Source organism: Gilliamella sp. wkB171, from assembly GCF_001693755.1.
GTDB classification, from domain to species: Bacteria; Pseudomonadota; Gammaproteobacteria; order Enterobacterales; family Orbaceae; genus Gilliamella; species Gilliamella apicola_F.
This window is the reverse complement of sequence record NZ_LYST01000044.1, coordinates 73,041-91,754: the sequence shown is the minus strand read 5'-3', so window position 1 is coordinate 91,754 and position 18,714 is coordinate 73,041. Positions and strand designations below refer to the sequence as shown.

General features: G+C 33.2%; 19 protein-coding genes and 1 tRNA gene. 9 read left to right on the top strand and 11 right to left on the bottom strand.

All coding sequences use genetic code 11. The annotated features are described in order from the left end of the window. Nucleotides 1-109: 109 nt before the first annotated feature. From A9G03_RS09485 to A9G03_RS09475, 4 genes are all read right to left on the bottom strand, one after another. The gene (locus tag A9G03_RS09485) at nucleotides 110-1,321 is read right to left on the bottom strand and encodes an MFS transporter (protein WP_065799050.1); all 1,212 of its coding nucleotides are present in this window, start codon (nucleotides 1,319-1,321) and stop codon (nucleotides 110-112) included. A 494-nt stretch (nucleotides 1,322-1,815) separates the two neighbouring features. Continuing rightward, a complete protein-coding gene (locus A9G03_RS12770) occupies nucleotides 1,816-2,670 on the bottom strand; it encodes a methylated-DNA--[protein]-cysteine S-methyltransferase (RefSeq protein WP_065632989.1) in 855 nt (284 codons plus the stop codon). 605 nt (nucleotides 2,671-3,275) lie between these two features. Next, entirely contained in the window at nucleotides 3,276-3,398 is a 123-nt protein-coding gene (locus tag A9G03_RS12880; protein ID WP_081297410.1) for a DUF1848 family protein, read from the bottom strand. 108 nt (nucleotides 3,399-3,506) lie between these two features. Next, nucleotides 3,507-4,046, bottom strand: a complete 540-nt coding sequence (locus A9G03_RS09475) for an HPP family protein (RefSeq protein ID WP_065632990.1) — start codon at nucleotides 4,044-4,046, stop codon at nucleotides 3,507-3,509. Between the two features lie 114 nt (nucleotides 4,047-4,160). Here A9G03_RS09475 and A9G03_RS09470 point away from each other — a divergent pair, with 114 nt between their 5' ends. Further along, a complete protein-coding gene (locus A9G03_RS09470) occupies nucleotides 4,161-4,718 on the top strand; it encodes a TetR/AcrR family transcriptional regulator (protein ID WP_065799049.1) in 558 nt (185 codons plus the stop codon). A 653-nt stretch (nucleotides 4,719-5,371) separates the two neighbouring features. Here A9G03_RS09470 and A9G03_RS09465 read toward each other — a convergent pair. Beyond that, entirely contained in the window at nucleotides 5,372-5,965 is a 594-nt protein-coding gene (locus tag A9G03_RS09465; protein WP_065799048.1) for a glutathione S-transferase family protein, read from the bottom strand. A 430-nt stretch (nucleotides 5,966-6,395) separates the two neighbouring features. Then, a tRNA-Ser gene (locus A9G03_RS09460) sits at nucleotides 6,396-6,483 on the bottom strand. 191 nt (nucleotides 6,484-6,674) lie between these two features. Between A9G03_RS09460 and A9G03_RS09455 the strand changes: the two genes are divergently transcribed. The 6 genes from A9G03_RS09455 to A9G03_RS09430 are packed head-to-tail and all read left to right on the top strand — an operon-like array spanning nucleotide 6,675 to nucleotide 10,197. Continuing rightward, nucleotides 6,675-6,992 carry a TusE/DsrC/DsvC family sulfur relay protein gene (locus A9G03_RS09455; protein WP_065632993.1) on the top strand — a complete coding sequence of 106 codons (318 nt, stop codon included), beginning with the start codon at nucleotides 6,675-6,677 and terminating at the stop codon, nucleotides 6,990-6,992. A 22-nt stretch (nucleotides 6,993-7,014) separates the two neighbouring features. Then, the gene (ftsB, locus tag A9G03_RS09450; RefSeq protein WP_065632994.1) at nucleotides 7,015-7,311 is read left to right on the top strand and encodes a cell division protein FtsB; all 297 of its coding nucleotides are present in this window, start codon (nucleotides 7,015-7,017) and stop codon (nucleotides 7,309-7,311) included. Between the two features lie 11 nt (nucleotides 7,312-7,322). Further along, nucleotides 7,323-8,024: a 2-C-methyl-D-erythritol 4-phosphate cytidylyltransferase gene (gene ispD, locus A9G03_RS09445; protein ID WP_082209437.1), complete on the top strand. Its 702-nt coding sequence runs from the start codon at nucleotides 7,323-7,325 to the stop codon at nucleotides 8,022-8,024. A gap of 8 nt (nucleotides 8,025-8,032) precedes the next feature. Further along, a complete protein-coding gene (gene ispF / locus A9G03_RS09440) occupies nucleotides 8,033-8,518 on the top strand; it encodes a 2-C-methyl-D-erythritol 2,4-cyclodiphosphate synthase (RefSeq protein ID WP_065799046.1) in 486 nt (161 codons plus the stop codon). Nucleotides 8,519-8,540: 22 nt separating this feature from the next. Then, the gene (gene truD / locus A9G03_RS09435) at nucleotides 8,541-9,563 is read left to right on the top strand and encodes a tRNA pseudouridine(13) synthase TruD (RefSeq protein ID WP_065799045.1); all 1,023 of its coding nucleotides are present in this window, start codon (nucleotides 8,541-8,543) and stop codon (nucleotides 9,561-9,563) included. Nucleotides 9,564-9,567: 4 nt separating this feature from the next. Continuing rightward, nucleotides 9,568-10,197 carry a protein-L-isoaspartate(D-aspartate) O-methyltransferase gene (locus A9G03_RS09430; RefSeq protein ID WP_065799044.1) on the top strand — a complete coding sequence of 210 codons (630 nt, stop codon included), beginning with the start codon at nucleotides 9,568-9,570 and terminating at the stop codon, nucleotides 10,195-10,197. Nucleotides 10,198-10,430: 233 nt separating this feature from the next. On the opposite strand, the gene pnuC is transcribed toward A9G03_RS09430, so the two are convergent. Both pnuC and nadR read right to left on the bottom strand, forming a co-directional pair. Continuing rightward, nucleotides 10,431-11,120 (bottom strand): nicotinamide riboside transporter PnuC, encoded by a 690-nt coding sequence (gene pnuC / locus A9G03_RS09425; RefSeq protein WP_065799043.1) that lies wholly within the window; start codon nucleotides 11,118-11,120, stop codon nucleotides 10,431-10,433. Between the two features lie 2 nt (nucleotides 11,121-11,122). Then, complete coding sequence (gene nadR, locus A9G03_RS09420; protein WP_065633000.1) at nucleotides 11,123-12,358, bottom strand: multifunctional transcriptional regulator/nicotinamide-nucleotide adenylyltransferase/ribosylnicotinamide kinase NadR; 1,236 nt, start codon at nucleotides 12,356-12,358, stop codon at nucleotides 11,123-11,125. Between the two features lie 230 nt (nucleotides 12,359-12,588). Between nadR and A9G03_RS09415 the strand changes: the two genes are divergently transcribed. Together A9G03_RS09415 and recD are read left to right on the top strand one after the other, a co-directional pair. Beyond that, complete coding sequence (locus tag A9G03_RS09415; RefSeq protein WP_065799042.1) at nucleotides 12,589-14,166, top strand: DUF4139 domain-containing protein; 1,578 nt, start codon at nucleotides 12,589-12,591, stop codon at nucleotides 14,164-14,166. Nucleotides 14,167-14,190: 24 nt separating this feature from the next. Beyond that, nucleotides 14,191-16,047, top strand: coding sequence for an exodeoxyribonuclease V subunit alpha (recD, locus tag A9G03_RS09410; RefSeq protein WP_065799041.1), 1,857 nt, complete (start codon nucleotides 14,191-14,193; stop codon nucleotides 16,045-16,047). 437 nt (nucleotides 16,048-16,484) lie between these two features. On the opposite strand, the gene A9G03_RS09405 is transcribed toward recD, so the two are convergent. From A9G03_RS09405 to A9G03_RS09395, 3 genes are read right to left on the bottom strand one after another with little or no spacing between them, the layout of a single operon-like run. Further along, nucleotides 16,485-17,210, bottom strand: coding sequence for an amino acid ABC transporter ATP-binding protein (locus A9G03_RS09405; protein ID WP_065634203.1), 726 nt, complete (start codon nucleotides 17,208-17,210; stop codon nucleotides 16,485-16,487). Next, nucleotides 17,207-17,908, bottom strand: coding sequence for an ABC transporter permease subunit (locus A9G03_RS09400; RefSeq protein WP_065634202.1), 702 nt, complete (start codon nucleotides 17,906-17,908; stop codon nucleotides 17,207-17,209). The genes A9G03_RS09405 and A9G03_RS09400 overlap by 4 nt, the downstream gene beginning before the upstream one ends. Nucleotide 17,909: 1 nt before the next feature. Then, entirely contained in the window at nucleotides 17,910-18,644 is a 735-nt protein-coding gene (locus tag A9G03_RS09395; RefSeq protein WP_065799040.1) for an amino acid ABC transporter permease, read from the bottom strand. Between the last annotated feature and the right edge of the window lie 70 nt (nucleotides 18,645-18,714).

Here is an 18,714-nt window from a genome sequence, read left to right as displayed (position 1 = left end):
GATTAGATTTATTGGTACATCATTGTTAGTTGATATACATTTAGAGCATCATCACTTGGCAATTTTCAACAATATTTCACATAACAACACATTTTCAACCTTTTTAACATTATTTCTCTGCATCTGATAATTTTTTTAAGTTGGCTGGTTTTGAGAAAAGAATAATTGCTAACTGAATAAAAAAACCAATAAAAACAGCGAAAATGCAATTAGTTACACCAAAATTTGCACTTATGTATATACCTAAAGCAGCGCCTAAAGGCCGGGCACCAAAAGTAACCGTCATGATCACTGAAGATATTTTCGCTATCATATTATTAGGCGTAACTAACTGCCTTAGCGAGACTGTAGATATGGTCCATATGATGGGGCCAAATCCAAAACAGAAAAAAGATATAAAAACCAATTCCTTGACAGGATATATGGTAGTTAAAAGCATTAATATTGAAGCTACAAAAGCTGATACAGGCCCTAAAGTCAGTTGGAATCCAAAATTTATTCTTGTAGATATAAATTTGTATAGAACGGATCCCAAAAACATTCCTAAACCGATTAGGCTTAATAATATTCCGACTTCAAATGAAGTAAAGGAGAGATTATTGATAGTATAGTAAGCAAATATTGATAATAACAAATTAAATGATAAATTAAAGACAAAAGCTGTTATCGTTATAGGTCTTAAATATTTATTTTTGAGTAAAAAAATAAAACCATCACATAGTTCTTGAATTATGTTTCTTTCTGATTTTTTTTGTACAGGCTCCTTGGGTAAACATATTAGAAAAAAGGCACTGATGATTGAAAGTAAAAAAGCCAATATGAATGCTAATCCTGCTGAATAAATGCCAGCAAGAATACCACCGAATGCTGGACCGGCAGTAAAAGCCACACTTTTGGCAATTTCTATTGATCTATTGGCATTAATTAACTGATCTTTTATGACAAAAGATGCGACTAAAGCGGGACTTGCTACACTGTAAATAACAGTACCAATTGCTATAAAAAAACCGAATAATGCAATTTTATTTATTGTCAGATTCCCTAAAAATGTCAAATAAAACAATATAAATATGGCTGCTGCACGAACAATTTCCATTATGATCATCAATTTCTTTCTAGATACTCTATCTGCAAGTATTCCCATTGGAATCGATAATAATAGAAAAGGTAACGTATTTATCATTTGTATAAATGCTGTTTCAGACGCTGAAGCATGTATAGATAGTACTGCTATAATCGGCAGCACAGCTATTATTATTTGTTCAGAGAATTGCGCACATAAATTGGAATAAGAAATCTTATGAATTAGTAATTTGTCCATGTTGTTATTTTCCTCATACTGACACTTCATAGTTATATTTGCATTTTCTCAATCTTACTAACAATCCGAATCTTGCTAAAATATTAACCTTTTGTTTTATATTTGATAAATTTAGTTCATTGACACTTCTTGAAAAAAGATTCTATAGTCGCTATTTATTTTTATGAATAATAGGAAATGTTAACCAAAAATAGTTATATGGATATTTATGTTGGATTTAGATTAGGACAATATATATGTTACATTGCTCGTGAATTAGATGTTTTACACAACAGTGACAAGATGATAATCATTTGATTGTTAATAATTTTATAAAATATTATTTTTTTCATGAGTATAGCGTCGCCATAAAGTTTATTTTTTTCCAAAATACCTCTCATATCTATTGTACTTTTCAGTCTTGCAATTTAGCTTTCCGTGGATTTTTTATATAACCATTAAACTTTATTAGCCTGCCTTTATTTTTTGCTAATTATAAACGATGCTCTTTTTGGTTATTCCCTCCGTTCAAGATCTAGTTTAACACCTTCCCAACCGATCATGGCTGCTTTGCGGTCACTACCCCAATGGTATTGCCCTAATAATCCTGTTGATTTTATAACTCTATGACAAGGAATTAAGAAAGCCACTGGGTTATCACCAATAGCAGAGCCAACCGCACGACTCGCTTTGGGATTATGTATCTTGTTTGCTATGTTGCTATAAGTTGAAAGTTTTCCCATAGGGATGGATAACAAAGCCTGCCACACCTTAAGTTGAAAATCCGTACCTTTAATATGCAGCTTTATTTTAGCTAGTTTTGACCAGTCTTGCGTAAATACGAAGATTACATTTTGTTGAATCTGGTCAGTACATTGTCGATATTGCGCATTAGGATATAACGCTTTCAATGATTGAAGTGATGACTGTTCATCCTCAACAAAAGCAAGATAACAAATTCCTTTTGTTGTTGATGCAATGATGGTTTCACCAAAAGGGCTTTCAATAAAACTATAATTAATTGATAAGTTTTCACCATCATTTTTATATTCTCCCGGCGTCATACCTTCAATATCAATGAACAGATCATGCAACCTGCTGGTACTCGACAAACCTAATTCATAGGTGGCATCCAATAATGAGACATTTTCTTCTTTTAGAAGATTTTTAGCGTGAGTAATACTGATATATCTTAGAAATTGTTTAGGGCTCACTCCAGCCCAATTAGAAAACATACGCTGGAAATGATAAGGACTTAAATGTACATGTTCTGCGGCCTGTTCGAGCGTTGGTTGAAATTTATAATTTTCATTCAAATATCCAATGGCTTTTTTTATTCGATCAAAATCTCTCTGTTTTTGTTTATTCACTTTGAATATTCCTTTTCTGCAAACCAATGAAGTTATGGGTGATAGGCACCCTACAGTATCATTAATAAATTGTGCCATATTTTTCTGAGATACAGGTCTAATAAACACTAAAGAAATATCAAACTTTATCAATTTCCTAACAAAAGTATTTTCTCGGTCAAGTCTTCAATGAAGAGAGATAAACGTTATATCTTTCTACTCATTGCCTATTTGAAAATTATCGAATTTGTCTTTGCTCTGGTAATAACGAGCGATGTTTAGTAAAGATAGACGTATAAATCTTTATTTGCTCTAGCTACAATTACCATTCCTAAGTTATCTTTTATACATGTTGTTTGAATTTTTTTAGTATTTGACCGTTGATTAGTTTTATTAACCAATACAGTATATTTACCTGTTGATAACTTATTTATGTTTTTCTCTATGATACGTATTGATGATAAACAAAATCAGAACGATTAAAAACCCGAATCTTGCTATTAAAATAACTCATTTAGTAAATTAAATTACGGCTGATCTGGTTTATCTTTAATCGTGTCTGTTTTAAGAAAAAAACCGACTAATTTGGATGAGAATTTATTATGTTGGCGTCTATTAGCGACTATTCATCCCTTTGATATGGTTGCATAATGGTATACAAATCCAAAAGAGCAGGTGTCATATGTGTCAATATCAATAGATTGTATACATTGACAAGTTAATCGTTGGTTATTATCTTGCTTTACCAATTATAAGCGCTCGGTTATCTTTTCTAGGTGTCCTTTATCGATACAAGATCCATAATATATATTGCATATCGATAGGTTAATTCCTTAGTACATTTAAAGGTATTTTAATTACTTCTCCTTTTTATTATTAAAAAATGCTAACCAATAAATTGGCCACTGGTTTTTAGATAGTAGATTGTTAATAACATAGGCTATGATTACTAGGGAAATAGAGCCCGAGAGCACGGGAAACAATAAAAAGCTGAAATCGTAATTAACCTGACTTGCTGTTAACAGTATAACCAATGGATTCGCGCCTGCTGGTGGATGTACACATCTTAAAAATTGCATTGCTGCAATAGCACAACCCACCGCTAAAGCAGTAATAAAAATTGAATCACCAAATAATTTTAAAAATACTAGACCAATAAATGCTGATATAAGATGCCCAAAAATTACATTCCTTGGTTGTGCAAGAGGAGACTGAGAAACAGCAAATAAAATGACACATGAAGCGCCAAACGGGGCCATAATAAAATAGCTACCAGAATAGATAGTCAGATATTCCAGAGTTAAAATTGCCAAAGTTCCGCCTAACAGTCCTTGAAATAAATCAAGTAATTTAGGTCTATTAGGTAGTTTTTCACTACCCCAAAAAAAGAATTTCATTAATAGTTTTCCTTATAAGTTATAATGTATGAATAGATAATATGAACAGATCTGTACACCAAATTGATAATAGTACAGATCTGTTCATTCTGCAATTTATTTGGGTGATTTATTTTGAAAAAAACAGATGAATTAATTATTAAGACTGCTGAAAAACTGTTTTATCGGACTGGTTTTTCAAGTGTAGGGGTAGATGATATTAGGGATATATCAGGATGCTCAAAGACTACTTTATACAATCACTTTGGAAGCAAAGATAAACTTATAATGGAAGTATTGAAACATAGAGACTCAATATTTCGTTTAAAACTTGAGGATTCTATTAAAGGACTTAATGGTAAAAATGCGATTTTAGGAATATTCAAATGGCATAAAAAATGGTTTTCCGAAGTGGATTATAATGGCTGTTTATTCATGCGAGCAGTTGAGGAAATGCGTGAAACCTTGCCTTGCGTATCCGATATACTTATGGAGCATAAAGAATTTGTTAGAAGCCTAATTTATTCAAAACTTCAAGACTATTCCGATAAAGAGTCTTTGACAAATAAACTGGTGGTGATTCTTGAAGGTCTTATTAATATTGGTGTAGAGTATAAAAATGATAAGAATCTTCGTGATCAGATTGAACAAGACGCCATTAATTTAGTGTCAGCGCTGTTGAATAAGAATTAAGTATACGAATATTGTGTTGGTAAAGTTTAATTGAATCATTTTAAGGTTATTCGTTTTTTATTTATAAAAATCTGATATTTTGGAGGAGTAATAAATTTAAGGGTTACAGTATGTTCTAAGGGATATTTTTGAAAGAAAGCTGTTTATTAAAACTTGAATTGCGACTAATTGATCAATCTTTAGCAAAGATAGCGGAAGCGCAGAAAAAAAGAATTCTAATTTAACTAATCGATTTTATGTAAATTAATCATGCTTCATCTTTTGCGTAAATCTCTGTTCTACCTTTGGAGCTACTTCTAAAAAACTGGATTGTTTTAAACTAGTATGGACTAAAATAATATGATGTACAGTCAAAGTTAAAGCTAAAGCTAAAGCTAAGTTTTTTGGTGAAATACTTACTAAGTTTATTAATAATGATGTTGTTGATAAAATTTACTTGTCTTCATTTGTATAATTATATTAAGAATGAGTTAACTTTACAGTACTGCTTAATAACGTATTGATAAATTTGTCCCAAATCAGTCAATTGGTAACGATAAAGTAGTAGTTCACAACTCACTTGCTCATGGCTTAACAAATCCAATTCAGTAAAGAGAGTACTGTCAAAAAAACCGCCATGAAGCGGTTAATCAAAAACGTAAAATAAATGAGAATTAATTATCATTTATTTTATGAGCTTTCAAAAATGCCGGTCTACTCGTCGCTTTTTGAAGATAGTTTTCAAGTTTTTTGTCCAACGTAATGCCAAATGCTTTTGCAAACATTAATCGATGAGATAAAAAGATATCTGCTAACGTAAAGGTATCACCAATGAGCCATGCATTTGTTTCTTTTAGTTCTATCCTAGACAAAACATCAATGGTTTGTTTTTTAAAGTAATCGATAAATTCTGGCCATTGCTTATCTTTAGGAGTAAACAGTATCTGTTTAGCAAGGCAAGAAAGTGGCGTTTCTAAGTCAGTAATCGAAAAACTGATTAAAGAATTGATAATAGCTTTTTCTTGTAAATTCGCAGGGTATAACGTATTTTGTTTCTTTTCACAAATATAAAGGCATATGGCCAACGTTTCACTTAATGAAAAACTCCCTTCCGTTAAAAATGGTACTTTACCAAAAGGATGAGGTGATTTGACGACCGCATTATCTGTGTGTATTTCAACCCGGATTGCTTCATAAGGAAGACCTATTTCTTCCAAAGCCCAGATAACAGCCAAAGATCGTGCTCCAGGTGCTGTGTATATTTTCAAGCTTAATCTCCTTTTAATAAATCAAATAATCGGTATTGCGTAAAAGCAAGCATCCATTTTTGGTTTAAGTGATCATTTCCTATTGCGACTCTAGATAATCACCTTATTTGATGGCAGATTGTATAGTAGTTGCTGGATAAAATAAAATCTTTACTGTTACTTTATTTACTTTTTATCTGAAGACAGATGTAAAACTGAATAAATATTTTCTGTATCGTCTATTGTCTATTGGTTTATGCTCAAAAACAGTGAAATGTGGTTAATTTCTATTTAGCTGGACTAAGACCTATATTCGTTTTTATTTATAATAATCTAATATTTTGGAGGAGTAATAAATTTAAGGGTTACAGTATGTTCTAAGAGATATTTTTGAAGGAAAGCTGTTTATTAAAACTTGAATTGCGACTAATTGAACAATCTTTAGGAAAGATGGCGGAAGCGCAGAGATTCGAACTCTGGGAGGGTCGCCCCTCGCCGGTTTTCAAGACCGGTGCTTTCAACCGCTCAGCCACACTTCCGCAATGGCTGTGAATATTAAAGGAGACTTATGAATTTGTAAATAGCTATTTTCAATTTTTTCATCGTTTGCTTTAAATTTCATCAAATTTAGGGTGAATATTCGTGTTATGATGCTTTTACCATCAAAATAGTGCCATCATTTCTTTAAATGAGTATAATATGATTCAAATAAAACAGCGTGTTTATAAAAATGTTAAGTCAAATACCAACCGATGATAAAGGTTATCTAAAAAATTGGCAGGATTGGACTGTTGATTTAGTTCCACTCTTAGCAGCTAAAGAGTCCATTGAATTAACTGATGCGCATTGGGAAGTGATTTTATTTGTTCGTGATTTTTATTTAGAATATAAAACTTCGCCAGCTATTCGAGCATTAGTCAAAGCTATGGAAAAAAAATTTGGCACTGAAAAAGGCAATAGTCGCTATTTGTATAAGTTATTTCCTGATGGTCCGGCAAAACAGGCAACTAAACTTGCTGGTTTACCGAAACCAGTTAAATGTATCTAAATTTAGTGGTTAGATAAAACTCATGATTAGATGGAAAGTCCCATTAATTTTATTAGCTGTACTTAGCTATTTGCAATACTCACTGTGGTATGGCAAAAATAATGTTTATGATTATCAAGATAATGTTCAAATATTGGCAGATCTTCATGAACAAAATGCGCAATTGAAAGACCGTAATGAACAGATGTTTGCTGAAATTAATGATTTGCAGCGTGGTTCGGAAGCGATAGAAGAGCGAGCACGTAGCCATTTAGGTATGGTCAAGCCCAATGAATATTTTTATCGAATTATTGTTGATTCAAAAACACAACATCGTTAAGGCATAATGCAGTGAATAGGAATTGTAATATTACGGCCATTGTTCCAGCAGCAGGGATAGGTTGTCGAATGCGTAGCCAATTACCAAAACAATATTTAAAAATTGGCTCCATGACGGTTATCGAGCACACCTTAAATAAGTTATTATCACATCCAAAAATAGCACAAATTATCGTTGTTATTAGCCCAGAAGATGTGATATTTAACACACTTGCTATTGCTGCGCATGATAAAATAAAAATCACGATAGGCGGTAAAACTCGAGCCGAGTCTGTGTTAGCTGGTTTACATTTGTTGCAAGATGATGATTGGGCTTTAGTGCATGATGCAGCTAGGCCTTGCGTTCATCATGACGATATTACGCATTTAATTAATATTGTGTTAGATTCAAAGCAAGGTGGCATTTTAGCCACTCGCGTCAGTGATACGATAAAGCGTGCCTATCAAGACAATGATAAAATGATTGAACGTTCAGAAGATAGAACACATTTATGGGCAGCTGCAACCCCTCAATTATTTACAGCTAAAGTACTCAAATCATGTTTACTCAATGCGTTGAATAATCATGTAACTATCACCGATGAAGCTTCTGCTATTGAGTATTGTGGAGGGCATCCTTTATTAGTTGAGTGTCGCCGAGACAATATAAAAATTACTCAACCTGAGGATTTAGCATTAGCCACTTTTTATTTAACTCATTCAATTTCAAAGTAGGTACTAGTATGAGAATAGGGCATGGATTTGATGTTCATAGATTTGGTGGTGAAGGGCCAATTACTCTTGCCGGCGTGAAAATTCCTTATCAATATGGTCTGATAGCTCATTCCGATGGCGATGTTGTATTACATGCTATTACTGATGCTTTAATCGGCGCATTAGCATTAGGTGATATTGGCAAGTTTTTTCCTGATAACGATCCGCAATACTTAGGTATAGATAGTCGTATATTATTAAAAAAAGTTTATAGCACAATACAAGCTAAGGGGTATCAACTGGTTAATTTAGATACCACAATAATTGCACAGGAACCAAAAATGCGCCCCCATATTGATCAAATGCGGATTAATATCGCCGAGGATCTGAATGTTCATTTTGATCAAATTAGTGTCAAAGCAACAACCACTGAACAATTGGGTTTTACTGGACGTAAAGAAGGTATTGCTTGTGAAGCAGTAGTGTTATTAACTAAAATAGTTAAAGACAATTAAATTAAAAAAATAGGTAGTATCTGTGTTAGCTGAACTAAATTATTTTTATGGAAAACCCACCACAATCGGCCAGTATAAACAAAAATTTGAAGATTTTGTTGTTACAGAAGATCTTGGTTTTGAGTTGACCAACGATGGTGAACATGTTTTTGTTTTTTTGGAAAAATGCGATTGCAATACAATTTTTGTTGCCGAGCAGTTGGCAAAATATGTCGGTATTTCGGCTAAATTTGTGAGTTATGCAGGGTTAAAAGATCGTCAAGCTGTCACTCAACAGTGGTTTAGTTTACATATGCCTGGTCAAGCTACGCCTGATTTTTCGAATTTTAATTTAGATGGATGTAAAATACTAAAAGTAACTCGCCATAATAAGAAATTAAAAATAGGCGCATTAAAAGGCAACTATTTTAATATCAACCTAACATCATTAAGCGATAAATCCGAAATTGAATCAAAATTAGCTTTGATTAAACAATTTGGTGTACCAAATTATTTTGGTGAACAACGTTTTGGTCGTGAGCAAAATAATGTTATTCAAGCAATAAAATGGGCTAATGGTGAAATATCTGTTACTGATCGTAAAAAGCGTAGCTTCTATCTTTCCGCTGCTCGAAGTGCAATTTTTAATAATATTGTCAGCCAACGAATTGCACAGAATTTGCATCAAACAGTGCTTGATGGTGATATATTACAGCTTGCTGGTCGTGGCAGTTGGTTTGTTGCCCAAGCTGAAGAGTTACCCTCTTTACAACAACGTGTACATCAAGGTGAAATCAATATAACAGCACCTATGGTTGGTGATTCGCCATTAGGGACAACATCTGTCGCTTTTGAATTTGAGCAATCTTGTTTACAAAGTTGGTCTAATTTTAACTCATTATTTGCCAAAGAGCGTGTTGAAACAGCAAGACGTTCGATAGTCGTTTATCCATCACAATTGAGTTGGCAATGGTTAGATGATAATAATGTTAATTTGAAATTCTATTTACCATCAGGTTGTTATGCAACAAGCGTGATACGTGAATTGATAATAGGAAGTGAGTAAATACATGCAAAGTTTAAAAATGCAATCTTTAATTAAATTGTTGCGTCAGCAAGGAATCAAAGATGAGCGTGTCTTAACAGCGTTTGCTGCTATTCCTAGGGAGCATTTTGTTGATGAGGCGCTTTCTCATCAGGCTTATGATAATCGGTCTTTACCTATTGGTAGTGGGCAAACTATTTCACAACCTTACATTGTTGCCAAAATGACAGAATTATTGAAACTAGAACCCCATTCAAGAGTACTTGAAATTGGAACAGGTTCGGGTTATCAAACGGCGATATTAGCTAAGTTAGTTGATCATGTTTGTTCTGTAGAAAGGATTAAAAGTTTACAATGGAATACTAAACGGCGTTTAAAACAGTTAGATCTTCACAATATTTCAACTCGTCATGGAAATGGTTGGTTAGGTTGGCCTGAACGAGGGCCTTTTGATGGTATTATTGTTACGGCTGCTGCATCTGAGGTGCCTAGTAAATTACTCGAACAATTAGCCGATAAAGGTCGATTGGTTATACCGGTAGGTAATGAACATAAACAAATTTTGCAGGTTATTGAACGAGACGGTGATAATTTTATTGTCAATACTGTTGGTGATGTTAAGTTTGTTCCGTTAGTAAAAGGTGATATTGAATAATAAAAGCCATCAAATTGATTGATGGCTTTTATTTTAATGCATTTAGATTTTATTCTAGGCCTTTCTTATTTGTGGCGATCTTAAGTTAGTTTGGTAATTGTTACGTATTACGTTTTATACTAACTATATAATCTATATTTTATAGATTCTTATTTGGGCGTTTTACTTTTTTTAGTATCCTTTTATTCTAAAACGCACAATTGAACTTCTATACCTGACTCTAACGCAACAATTTACTGTTTTTGTTCAGAATTTTTCCATTCACAAATTCCATAAATAGCATTGAACAAATAAATCAGATATTGAGTTGCAATGATAATATTATTGGTATAAATATTTAAACCAATAACCAAGACATTTAAAATCACCCACAAATACCAATTGAATGAATATCTCATCATTAGTAAAAGTTGAGCGACCACACCTAATCCAAAAATAAAACAGTTTGTGATAAGTTGATATATAGTATTATCTACGCCAATAGCATTAGTTAAATAGACATTAAAAAAAACAGCTATAATCAGAAAAATGAGGGTATATAAAAAAGCTTGCTCACTAAGTGAACGAACTTTGACATGTTGATGACTATCCAGGTTTTTTTGCCAAGTGATTAGCCCATAAACATGTGAACCAAAATAGTAAAAAGTAGGCAAGCCTGCACCAATATTGCCACCAAGAAAGTTAGCACAACACTCAGCGACTACGGCTAGCATTCCTAGCACATTCCCTAAGTTTTTGCGTTTAGCTAATAAGATTACACATAACAATCCACAAAATGCACCAGCATACGATACGGCATAACGTAAATTGAAGTTATTAAATGGATCTGTATATAAAAAAGCTAAGGTGACACAAAGTACACAGAAGTAAGGATAAAATCGATTACGTCCTATAGTGATAATAAAATTGGTTAATTTATTCATGATTAAGACTCTTCATCGTTAATAAGTTGATTGACTAGTTCAATACAGCGTAAATATCGTTCATCATAGTCAGGTGAATCGATTTGAACATAACTAATATGGTTTTTTTCTAATAATGAGATAAGTAGTTGCTGGAAGTCCTTTCGCTGTTTTGGGCTACCTAAACTACGTAATCCATCAGCAACCCAAGGCGTGTTATTACCCAATAAAATAACCAGATCAAATCGATAGTTATTGATCATGGCCTGTAAAAATGGATGCTCTTTACCTTCATATTTTTTGCAAAATGCTTGCGTAGTAATAAAATCAGTATCAATAAACGATACTTTATTGGCATGTTTGATTGCAAAATCGATATATTGTGCATGTCCTAAAGCAATTTTATCGTAATCAGCATATTGTAATGCTCGTTCATCACCACCAAGTTGAGAAAATACATAATCACGACCATATTCCCAAGCACTAGTGGTATTAAACATATTGGCTAACTTATTGACTAATGTCGATTTACCGCTTGATTCACCACCAAGAATAGCGACAGTTCGTACAAAAAACGGTCTAACTTCAGTTGGAATATATTGCCAATTTTTTAAAGGCGCTTGACGAATTTGTGTTCCACTTACTTGCATAAATCGGCGTGTAGGATCAATAAGCACTGTATCTAAATCGAATAAATCTTTATACATCGCTACATCTTGTGGTTCACTGGAATAGACACAACTAGGATTAATGCCTTTTTCCTTAAATAACTTTTTAACGCGATCACTCCATTCATTCCAACCATTTGGATATGAAGGAATACCATCTTCTTCTAAAAGCTCAATATGGATATTTTTTTGATATTTAAACGTTTGTAATAACCAACGAATCCGATCGTTAATTGTTGGTTGGCGTGACATTGCGCTTTGTTTAAATAGCGCCATATCTCGCATCGTATCGGAACAAAGAATCACATAAAGTTCGTCAACTTGGCTAATAGCTCGTTGAATAAGATAAATATGGCCAGTATGTAGTGGATAAAACTTTCCAAAAATAACCCCTACTTTTTTATGTTTACAATTGGGATCAATTTGCAAATAGTGATGGAGTGATTGTAACTTTTGAGCACTAGGATTTTTGATTTTATCATTAATTAGTTGGCTCAAATAACCTTTGGTCATTTGGCAGGCATCAGCAACTGTTTGTAACGATAAATTTTTGCGTTTTATGGCTGTTTTCAAATAACTAAAACCATTCATATCGCCTCCTTACCTTTTGTTTTTTATCTGTAACAAAATGTACAATATTTTTAATAATTGTTCAATATATTAAACAATTAAAATAATTTTGCCTAATTAAGTTAAATCTAATAGTAATTAAATATAAAATAGAGAATATTTATTTACCGTTAAAAAACGGGCAATATCCTTTTTAAGTAACACAAAATTAATTAATAAATAAAATCATCATGATATAAGGAAATGATTAAATGAAAAAAATTGCATTAGCAATTGCATTAATTTCAGGAAATGCTTTAGCAAATAATGACGTTAAGTTAAATAAAGTGACACTATTTATTCAGGGCGCAGAATTACAAGGTCAGTCAACTGTTTCATTAACTAAAGGTGAAAGTGAAATAGTATTAACAGGTATTGCGAATGATATTAAGCCAAATTCAATCAATGTTGGTTTTGGTAGTAATAGTGATGTTCAAGTATTATCTACATCATTAAATGAAAGCTATTTGGGTGACATTAGTAACGATGAAAATATTCTGTCGATTTTCGAAAAACAAAAACAGTTACAAGAAAAGCGAGATACGGTCGAAATCCAGCTCAAAGCTGTCAATGAGCAAATATTACTTTTACAAGGTAACCGTTTAGGTAGTTTAACAAGAAATGGATCTGAAGACTTAACAGCCATGAAAAATGTATTAGATTTTGTGAAAACCAATTTAACTACGACGTTAAATGAACAGAATCGATTACAAAAAGAGGTCGATCAGTTAGACGAACAGATAAGCCAATACCAAAAACAGCTAGAAGAAAAGCAAACAAACAATGGAAAGCTACACAATGCCGTTATAGTCAAAGTTGCTTCTAAAAAAGATATAACATTACCTATCACGCTTTCATATATAACAACCAAAGCAGGTTGGGAACCTGCTTATGATGTGCGAGTAGCGGATATCAACTCACCTCTGCAATTAACATATAAAGCAGAAATTCACCAAAACACCGGTTTAGATTGGCAAGATGTGGATTTTAGTTTATCAACATCCAATCCAAGCAAAAATATTACTCCGCCAAATTTTAATCCATGGTATATTGACGTTTATAGTGAAAAAAGTGGTTTATTTTTTTCTAAATCAGAAAAAGAAGAACATTATGAACGCGAATCTAAATCGAAATTGGCTAACTCTGGTCAATTTGGTAATGTTAACACATTAGGTATCAATACCCGTTTTGATATCACATTACCTTATACCATCAAAAACGATAGTAAAAATAATATACTCACTTTACAAACAAAAGAAGTTAATGCAAATTACCAATACATCTCAATGCCTAAAGTAGATAGTAGCGTATACTTACTCGCACAAATAAATGATTGGGATAAGTTGAATTTATTATCAGGAAAAGCCAATATCTTCTTCAATGGTGATTTTATGGGTGAAACAATTATCTCCACTGAAAATACCAAAGGGACATTAGATTTGTCATTAGGGCGCGATAAAAGTATCTTAATTACCAGAAATCGTAATATTAAAGAAACCTCGACGCCATCACTATTTGGTAATGATGTTTCACAAAAGTATGCATATACTATTGATGTCAAAAATACCAAAACGTTGCCAATAAATATTGTCGTAAACGATCAATTACCAGTTATTTTAAATAAAGCGGTAATACTTGATGATGCCAAATATGATGGTGCAAAATATGATAAACAAACCGGATTATTAACGTGGCAGTTCACTTTAAACCCAAGTGAAAGTAAAGACCTGAATATGAGTTTCAAAATTACTTATCCGAATGATAAAGAAAATGATATATATGGTTTATAACCCCTATAAAACAAAGTATAAAGTATGTTAACAACGTGGTTAGAACAATTTAAGCAAAATAGTCAAATTAATTTACTTGATATTCATTTAGCGCTGTTTTTATCAAAAAAAGCACAGCTAACTGATGATATTGTCATTAAACGTTTGGCTTTTTTAATTTTATTACTCAGTTTTGAGGTCAGAGCGGGGCATGTTTGTTTGGATATTTCCCAGATAGACGAGCAAAACTATGATCCAAAGCTTTGGCATGATTTAGCGTCTCCCACTGTGCAAGATTGGTTAACCACTATTTTGCAAGCACAAAATAATCAGATAATCAGCGATGGCACGTTGCTTTCACCGCTTGTATTTATTGATAATAGACTCTATTTTCAACGTATGTACCTAGATGAAAAGCAAGTTGCATCTTATTTTAATCAATCCCTATTTGAACAACAATTAGCATCACAGGCTGATTTAATTACGATTTTAGATCAATTATTTACTCAACGATCGGCAACCATTGATTGGCAAAAAATCGCTGTGGCAGTGGCGTTAACGCGTAAAGTTGCTATTATTTCGGGTGGACCAGGTACCGGTAAAACCACAACAGTGGCTAAAATATTAGCTGGCATTTTGTTAACCAATCCTAATTCTCGCATTATTGCAACAGCTCCAACGGGTAAAGCTGCATCAAGGTTAACAGAATCACTTAGCCAAGCCATAGCACAATTGCCTGTTAATCAAAAAATTAATATTAAAGCAGAAGCCATTACTTTACATCGTTTATTGGGTGCTAAAACAGATAATCGTTCATTTCATTACAATAAACAAAATCCTCTTCATGTTGATGTATTAGTGATTGATGAAGCATCAATGGTTGATCTTAATATGATGTCAAGAGTGATTGATGCATTACCTGTTACGGCACGTTTAATTCTATTAGGAGACAAAGACCAACTTTCATCGGTTGAGGCTGGTGCAGTATTTGGTGATCTTTGTGCTTTTATTGGTAAAGGCTATAGCCCAGCACGCGCCCAAGAATTAACGCAATTAACCGGTTATGTTGTGCCGAGTGCGCAGAAAGTTGCAACGATTACCGATAGTATATGCTTATTACAAAAAAGTTACCGATTTGATCAAACCTCAGGTATTGGTGTATTGGCTAATGCGGTAAAAGAGGGCAGTGTGAGCAAGGTAAAAGCACTGCTCATGAATGCTGAATTTAATGACATTCATTTCTATAATTTAGCATCAAAAGAGACCTATCAGTCCATTTTAAATGAGAGTGTTGAACATTATTCAGATTATTTAAAGGCAATAAAGTCTAGTGGTGATAATGATATTATGTCCATTTTAGCTAAGTTTGCCAACTATCGCTTGCTTTGTGCTTTGCGATCAGGAATGTTCGGTGTTAGCGGTTTAAACTTACAAATTGAATCTCTATTAGCTAAACATAAGTTAATTCAGATAAAGAATAAAGAGGCATGGTATATCGGCCGCCCTATTATGATTTTACGTAATAGTGCCGCATTAGGATTATATAATGGTGATATTGGCATAGCCCTACCTGCTGAGCATGATAGTAGTAAATTACGTGTTTATTTTCCTTTTGCTGATGGTTCTATCAAAGGGTTTTCACCCTTCAGGTTACCTGAGCATGAAACGGCTTATGCAATGACTATTCATAAATCACAGGGTTCTGAATTTGATGATGTAAATATTATATTGCCAACTGATTATTCACCATTACTCAATCGCTCTTTACTTTATACTGCAATTACGCGAGCTAAAAAAACAGTATCGATTTATGCCGATACTCAGATTTTAGCGCTTTCCGTTAAAAGTCAAATACATCGTGAAAGCGGGTTAGCTCAACAAATAGAAAACACTAGCTCATAACATAGTGATGGTAACGTTTTTAGTCTAAAAAGTTTGTTAATTTTTGTAGTAGATAATGTGGTTAAAGGCTTTCAAGTTAAAAATATAATTAGCTGACGTGATAATTTAAGCAGACTATAAAGATTTTTAAGATAATAATCTGTTATGCTTTTTTAAAAACCGATTTAGTGGCTGGTAGTTCATTATTTCCTTAAATCAATCCTTATTTATTGTTGAGCTATTTAGATATAGCTCATTACCGGCAACATTTGATTTGCAAATATAACTCATCAATTTTGGTAAAAGATTTTCAAACTAACTAGATAAAAATAAACGTTGTTAATGCATCATGAGGAATGATTTATCTACATAATCTTTTTTTATGTAGATGATAAGCAGTAATGTAGGCAAACAGCACTTGCTAGATTAACCAAGTGCTGTTTATTTTATGATGATAATTAATGAATGATCTTCGCTAAAAAGTCTTTAGCACGATCTGATTGTGGATTAGTGAAGAATTGCTCTTTTGAAGTGTCTTCAATGATCTCACCGGCATCCATAAAGATAACACGATGTGCAACTTTACGAGCAAAGCCCATTTCATGTGTCACTACCATCATAGTCATACCTTCATAAGCTAACTCGACCATAACGTCTAACACTTCATTAACCATCTCAGGATCGAGTGCAGATGTTGGTTCATCAAATAACATAACAATAGGATCCATACAAAGTGCACGGGCAATTGCTACTCGTTGCTGTTGTCCACCAGAAAGCTGAGCAGGGTATTTATCTGCATGCGCCAGTAAACCTACACGTTCTAATAGATTTAAAGCTTTTTCACGTGCCTCTTCATCCGCTCTTCCTAATACTTTGATTTGAGCAAGCGTTAAGTTTTTTAATATTGTTAAATGCGGAAATAATTCAAAATGCTGAAACACCATGCCTACTTTAGATCGAAGTTTAGCCAGATTGGTCGATTTATCAGTAATTTCTGTGCCATCAATAATAATTTTGCCCTTTTGTACTGGCTCTAAACCATTTACAGTTTTGATTAGTGTGGACTTTCCTGAGCCAGATGGGCCACAAACAACCACTACTTCGCCTTTTCCTACTTTTGTTGAGCAGTTCTTTAATACTTGAAATTGTCCATACCATTTTGATACATTTTCTAAGGAGATCATCGATTTATCCCTTTTTTGAAATAATTAACTAAACGTGAAGCAGTAAAACAAATTATAAAATAACTTGCTGCTGCAAAAATAATCATAGAATATTTAACCGTGCCACCTTGAACGTTGCCGATTTGTGTCACACTTGCGCCAAATAAATCAATCAAGCTCATGACATAAACTAAAGAGGTATCTTGGAATAAGATAATACCTTGAGTAAGTAATAGCGGTACCATTGATCTAAATGCTTGCGGTAAAATGATTAAGCGCATTGCTTGCGCTTTAGTCATACCAAGTGCATAAGCAGCGTGATATTGGCCTTTAGCTACTGCGTTAATACCTGCGCGAATAATTTCAGAATAGTAAGCTGCTTCAAATAAAGCAAAGGCAATCATTGCTGATACAACGCGAACATCGGCATAAGGTGGTAAATTAAATACATATTTAATAACTTGCGGAAGCGCTAAATAGAACCATAACAGCACTAAAAGTAGTGGAATGGAACGAAATAAATTCACATAGCATTTAGCAAATATATTAAGTATTTTGTTATTTGATAAACGCATTAATGCAAGCACTGTTCCCCAAACAATGCCAAAAACGACCGCATTGAGCGTAATTCTTGTGGTCAACCATAAACCACTTAATAAAAGATGATAGTTGTCTGATACTAATGAAGGTATATTAGCAATCCAATCAAATAACTGCATTTTATCCTCCATGATTCATGTTAGGTAAGCGAGTGTGTTTTTCAACAATTCGCATAATAGTCAGTACGGCATAATTGATTAACATAAATGCAATAGTGACACCACAAAGTATTTCCACAATACTATTAGTCGATTCATTAATGCGATCAATTTGACCAATTAGATCGATTAGCCCAATAGTTGACGCCACAGATGAATTTTTAATTATATTCGTCATTTCTGAGGTTAATGGTGGAATTATACGTCTATAAGCATTAGGTAATAGAATGTATATGTAAGCTTGACGATTAGTTAATCCAAGTGCGATAGCCGCATAACGTTGACCTTTAGGTAAAGTTTGAATACCTGTTCTGACTTGTTCTGCGATACGTGCTGAAGTAAATAATCCTAAAGCAATTGCTGCTGTGATAAAAGAGCTGACATTTGGCGATAAGCCAGATATAAACCATGTTTTTAAGCTACCTGTTAAAATTTCTGGAAATAACATATACCATAAAAACATTTGTACGAGTAATGGAATATTACGAAACAGCTGGATATAACTCGCGGCAAAGTTATTAAGAAACTTATTGTCAAGTGTTCGGCATATCCCGACCAAAGATCCTAACACAAAGGCAATGATCCAAGCGGTCACAGCTAACGACACAGTAACAAAGATGCCATCTAATAGCCAGTTTAAGTAAATCCCATCACCATATGGGGTGGGTTCAAAAAATAGTGTCCAATTAAAACTCATAATATATTTAATTCACTAATTTAGGTTATGTACTAAATGCTAATACATTTAGTACATGGATTAGAAAGAT

What these genes read in the sequence shown, in the direction of transcription:
- A9G03_RS09485 (WP_065799050.1), bottom strand. Translation starts at nt 1,321, where the DNA reads ATGGACAAATTACTAATTCATAAGATTTCTTATTCCAATTTATGTGCG.
- A9G03_RS09475 (WP_065632990.1), bottom strand. Translation starts at nt 4,046, where the DNA reads ATGAAATTCTTTTTTTGGGGTAGTGAAAAACTACCTAATAGACCTAAA.
- A9G03_RS09455 (WP_065632993.1), top strand. Translation starts at nt 6,675, where the DNA reads ATGTTAAGTCAAATACCAACCGATGATAAAGGTTATCTAAAAAATTGG.
- ftsB (WP_065632994.1), top strand. Translation starts at nt 7,015, where the DNA reads ATGATTAGATGGAAAGTCCCATTAATTTTATTAGCTGTACTTAGCTAT.
- ispF (WP_065799046.1), top strand. Translation starts at nt 8,033, where the DNA reads ATGAGAATAGGGCATGGATTTGATGTTCATAGATTTGGTGGTGAAGGG.
- A9G03_RS09430 (WP_065799044.1), top strand. Translation starts at nt 9,568, where the DNA reads ATGCAAAGTTTAAAAATGCAATCTTTAATTAAATTGTTGCGTCAGCAA.
- pnuC (WP_065799043.1), bottom strand. Translation starts at nt 11,120, where the DNA reads ATGAATAAATTAACCAATTTTATTATCACTATAGGACGTAATCGATTT.
- nadR (WP_065633000.1), bottom strand. Translation starts at nt 12,358, where the DNA reads ATGAATGGTTTTAGTTATTTGAAAACAGCCATAAAACGCAAAAATTTA.
- A9G03_RS09415 (WP_065799042.1), top strand. Translation starts at nt 12,589, where the DNA reads ATGAAAAAAATTGCATTAGCAATTGCATTAATTTCAGGAAATGCTTTA.
- recD (WP_065799041.1), top strand. Translation starts at nt 14,191, where the DNA reads ATGTTAACAACGTGGTTAGAACAATTTAAGCAAAATAGTCAAATTAAT.
- A9G03_RS09405 (WP_065634203.1), bottom strand. Translation starts at nt 17,210, where the DNA reads ATGATCTCCTTAGAAAATGTATCAAAATGGTATGGACAATTTCAAGTA.
- A9G03_RS09400 (WP_065634202.1), bottom strand. Translation starts at nt 17,908, where the DNA reads ATGCAGTTATTTGATTGGATTGCTAATATACCTTCATTAGTATCAGAC.
- A9G03_RS09395 (WP_065799040.1), bottom strand. Translation starts at nt 18,644, where the DNA reads ATGAGTTTTAATTGGACACTATTTTTTGAACCCACCCCATATGGTGAT.